Below are 3,863 nucleotides of genomic sequence, written 5' to 3'. Positions count from 1 at the left end.
AGTATTAGGACAGATCACTCCGGATTAAGGGGTGATCCGAAGTGGCTTCCGCGCAAGCGGATACGTCGTGCAGTGCCGAAGCTCTGACGAGAGGGGTGCCCGCATCGACGAATGCCGCGATGCTTTCCCTCCCCTCGGGTGCTGCGCACCAGTACCAGCGATGCCCGCGTGTATCCCGATGGCGAGGAGGTGAGGGACGAATGAGTTCCGGCGATAGTCCGTATCCCAGTCCGGGTCGAATAACCACCCCCACCTCCCGTGAAGGAGATTTCCCATGGCCACCATCGCATTTCCCGGCGCGCACGCGCCCCTGACGGTCCTGTCCGTCCTCGCCGCACCGGTCCGCCGGGTCCGCGCCCGCCACCGGCTCACCGACCAGGAACTGGCCAACCTGCGCCTGGCCCGTTCCCGCGCCGCCGTCTACACCGCCTCCCTCGGCGGCCACCCGTTCCGCGTCTAGCGCTCGCCCTGTCCCACCCGGCCGGTGCTCGCCGCCGGGTGGGGCCCGTCCCGGCGGACGGCGGTGACGGCCTTGCGGGCGGCTACCTGGATGGGGTCCCAGACCGGGGAGAAGGGTGGGGCGTAGCCGAGGTCGAGGGCGACTATCTGGTCGACGGTCAGGTGCGCGGTGAGGGCCACGGCGGCTGTGTCGATGCGTTTGGCGGCGCCTTCTCGACCGACGATCTGGACGCCGAGCAGGCGGCCGGTGCGGCGTTCGGCGAGCATTTTGACCGTCATGGGGGCGGCGCCGGGGTAGTAGCCCGAGCGGCTGGTGGATTCTATTGTGACGGTGAGGTATTGGAGTCCGGCGGCGCGGGCGTCGCGTTCGAGGAGGCCGGTGCGGGCCACCTCGAGGTCGCAGACCTTGCTGACGGCGGTGCCCACCACGCCGGGGAAGGTGGCGTAGCCGCCGCCGACGCCGGAGCCGATGACCTGGCCATGTTTGTTGGCGTGGGTGCCGAGGGGGATGTGGCGTTCGGTACCGGAGACGAGGTCGAGGACTTCGACGCAATCGCCTCCGGCCCAGATGTTTTCGTGGCCACGAACCCGCATGGCGAGATCGGTGAGCAGCCCGCCCGATTCGCCCAGCGGCAGACCGGCAGCACGGGCGAGGTCGGTGGCCGGGCGCACCCCGATGCCGAGAACCATTACATCGGCGGGGTATTCGGCCTCGGCCGTGACGACACCGGTGACCCGACCCTGCGCGTCGGTGCGCACCGCCGTCAGCCCGGCATTGCACACGACCTGAATTCCCATGCCCTGCATGGCCTTCCGGATCAGCATGCCCATATCCGGATCGAGGGTGGCCATGGGCTCCGCGCCGCGACTGACCATGGCGACCTCGAACCCCCGCCGAATCAGCGCCTCGGCCATCTCGACACCGATGTACCCCGCCCCGACCACGACCGCGCGCCGGCCCGGTATCGACTCCAGCCTGGCGATGAGGGCCTGCCCGTCATCGAGGCTCTGCACCCCGTGCACCCCGTCCGCGTCGATCCCCGGCAACGGCGGCCGGATGGGCGTCGCACCGGTGGCGATCACGAGTTTGTCATACCCGGTCCACTTCTCGCGCCCGGTATCGAGTTCGCGGGAGCGCACCCGCTGCCCGGGAACGTCGATCTCCACCACCTCGGTCCGCAACCGCAGATCGATGTCCCGCGCCCGATGCTCGGCGGGCGTGCGCGCGATGAGCTCCTCGGGCCCGCCGACCTCCCCACCCACCCAGTACGGAATCCCGCACGCCGAGTACGACGTGAAATACCCCCGCTCGAAGACGACGATCTCGAGCTCCCCCGGCCCTTTCAACCTCCGCGCCTGCGACGCCGCCGCCATCCCCGCCGCATCCCCGCCGATGACCACCACCCGTTCACCCATACCCCCACGGTACGAGTCGCGGGCTCCGATCCGCTGGTCGGCCGGATCGGGTGCCGGGATTCAGTCCTGGGCCCGGATCTGTTCGATGGTGTTTTTCAGGCGGGCGTCATCCGGGTCCTCGGCCGGGGCGGACATGACCACACCGGCGGCGAGGCCGTGGTAGCGGTTGTGGATCAGGTCGGGTAGGGCGTCGTAGTCGCCGGAGATGAGCAGGGTGTCGAGGATGTCGTCGGTCATGACCTCGTGGAGACGGTCCCATTGCTGGGTGCGGACCAGATCGCGTAGGCGATCGAACAATTTGGGGAGGCCGAGGCGTTCCAGTGCCGAGCGGTAGGCGGGGGTGGAGTAGAGGAAGGCTTGCAGGCGGCGCAGGCGCTCGCGTTCGCGGGTCACGGCGTCGGCGTCGGGGCCGGTGGCGATGGTGGTCGCGGCGATGAGGGCGGGCGGGGTGCGCCCCGCCGCTTCGGCGCCGGCCAGCAGCGCGGGCCGGACGACGTCGCGCAGGTAGCCCGGATCGGAGTTGGTGGAGTGGGTGATGACGCCGTCGGCGAGACGTCCGGCCAGGCGGCACATTCCGGGGTTGACCGCGCCGAGCAGGATGGGCGGTGCGGTGCGGTCGTCGGGGCCGGGATTGAAGTAGGGCTGCATCCGGGTGATCCGGTAGTCGCCGCCCTCGAACTCGATCGAGCCGCCGGATGCGAAGGCGGAGAACAGTTCCCGCAGCACCGCGAGGTACTCCCCCATCCGCGTCACCGGCTCCGACCACGGCATTCCGTAGCGGTCCTCGATGTTCTGCCGGATCTGGGTGCCCAGGCCGAGTTCGAAGCGGCCGCCGGAGAATTTCGCGAGATCCCAGGCACTGTAGGCGACCAGCGTGGGGCTGCGCACGAAGGCCAGGGTGATCGCGGTCCGCACCGTGATCCGGGCGGTGTGCTCGGCGGCCAGCAGCGCGACCGCGAAGGAATCGTGGATGGTCTCCGGAATGTGTATCCCGTCGAACCCCAACTCCTCCAGCCGTTTCGCCACCCGCGGCACCGCCGACAACGGCAGGCGCGGATCCAGGGCTGCATAAACCTTCATCAACCGTCTTCCTCGGCATCGGCGGTGTTCGGTGCCGACGGTACGCTGTCCGACTGAATTCCCCTGTACCCCAGGCCCGCAATACCGGCAACCGATCGGTTCACCATCCGCAAGGGCCTACACTCAGTTTGATGACAACCGCCGTGTGGTTCCGCACCGCCGCGATTTGCTCATCGGTCAGAATGGTGACATCTCGAGTCCCTCGCTCCTTGACCGTGCGCGTCGGATTCGAAAAGAACGACACACCAGCCCCACAGCCGTCCGGCCGTTCCCCGCGTGCCACCGCGTAATCGGCATCAGGATGTTGCCTTACCCACTCGGCGTCGGCAACCTCCACCGGCTGCAACTGGATCGTGGGGACCGATACGATTGCCACGACGTCGGGCTTGGGGGCGGGGCCAATGAAATACGCCTCCGCGCGAGGCGGGTTGTCACCGTCGTCGATGGCGATAATTCCGGTCCGAGTGAAACCGGCAACGGTCGCCTGCTCGACGATCGATCGTGCCTCATACGGATGGTGACGCTCGTACTCCAGTCGATAATGGCCAAAAACCATCAGCCCCAGCACGATCGACAGGCCAAGACCCCACCGAAACCACCTGCTGTTGTGAAATCTCACTTGTACGCCCCACTGTCATAGAGGATCTGATGTGCGTATCCGACGACATTCACGGTGCTATCTCCGTGCTCGTCTTCCCTCGGCAAGAAGTGGTCGCCGCCTTGGGCTACCCCCAACGACCGCCCCAACGTCCCTCCCGCGTTGTAACCTGAGCCCAAGAACTTGTCCAGTGGTGTCGAATGTAGGTTCGGCGTAGCTTGGGATGCCGCGCCGTCGTAGAGCATCTTCAAGTTGTAGGCAGTCATCCTCATCGCCAGGTCATCATTGCCGATCAGGTCCTTGTATCTCG

Annotated in this window: 5 protein-coding genes and 1 riboswitch; of the genes, 1 reads left to right on the top strand and 4 read right to left on the bottom strand. The window is 67.3% G+C overall.

Features of this window, described 5'->3' with window-relative positions:
- A riboswitch (M-box (ykoK) riboswitch) is annotated at window positions 1-102 on the top strand. This riboswitch is flagged as partial in the annotation.
- Between the two features lie 172 nt (window positions 103-274).
- Window positions 275-460 carry a hypothetical protein gene (locus NS2_RS35150; protein WP_033091681.1) on the top strand — a complete coding sequence of 62 codons (186 nt, stop codon included), beginning with the start codon at window positions 275-277 and terminating at the stop codon, window positions 458-460.
- Here the strand turns inward: NS2_RS35150 and NS2_RS35145 are convergent.
- The 4 genes from NS2_RS35145 to NS2_RS37045 form a co-directional block, all read right to left on the bottom strand.
- Entirely contained in the window at window positions 457-1,875 is a 1,419-nt protein-coding gene (locus tag NS2_RS35145) for an FAD-dependent oxidoreductase (protein ID WP_045440519.1), read from the bottom strand. The genes NS2_RS35150 and NS2_RS35145 overlap by 4 nt on opposite strands.
- A 60-nt stretch (window positions 1,876-1,935) precedes the next feature.
- Entirely contained in the window at window positions 1,936-2,955 is a 1,020-nt protein-coding gene (locus tag NS2_RS35140) for a TIGR03617 family F420-dependent LLM class oxidoreductase (RefSeq protein ID WP_033091680.1), read from the bottom strand.
- Between the two features lie 100 nt (window positions 2,956-3,055).
- Complete coding sequence (locus tag NS2_RS35135) at window positions 3,056-3,523, bottom strand: hypothetical protein (RefSeq protein ID WP_147207439.1); 468 nt, start codon at window positions 3,521-3,523, stop codon at window positions 3,056-3,058.
- Between the two features lie 47 nt (window positions 3,524-3,570).
- Window positions 3,571-3,863, bottom strand: a 293-nt coding sequence (locus NS2_RS37045; protein WP_222594909.1) for a hypothetical protein, incomplete at its 5' end; no start/stop codon positions are given.

Origin of the sequence: Nocardia seriolae NBRC 15557 (assembly GCF_007990715.1) — a bacterium.
GTDB lineage: Bacteria > Actinomycetota > Actinomycetes > Mycobacteriales > Mycobacteriaceae > Nocardia > Nocardia seriolae.
This window is presented reverse-complemented; position numbering and strand designations above follow the sequence as displayed.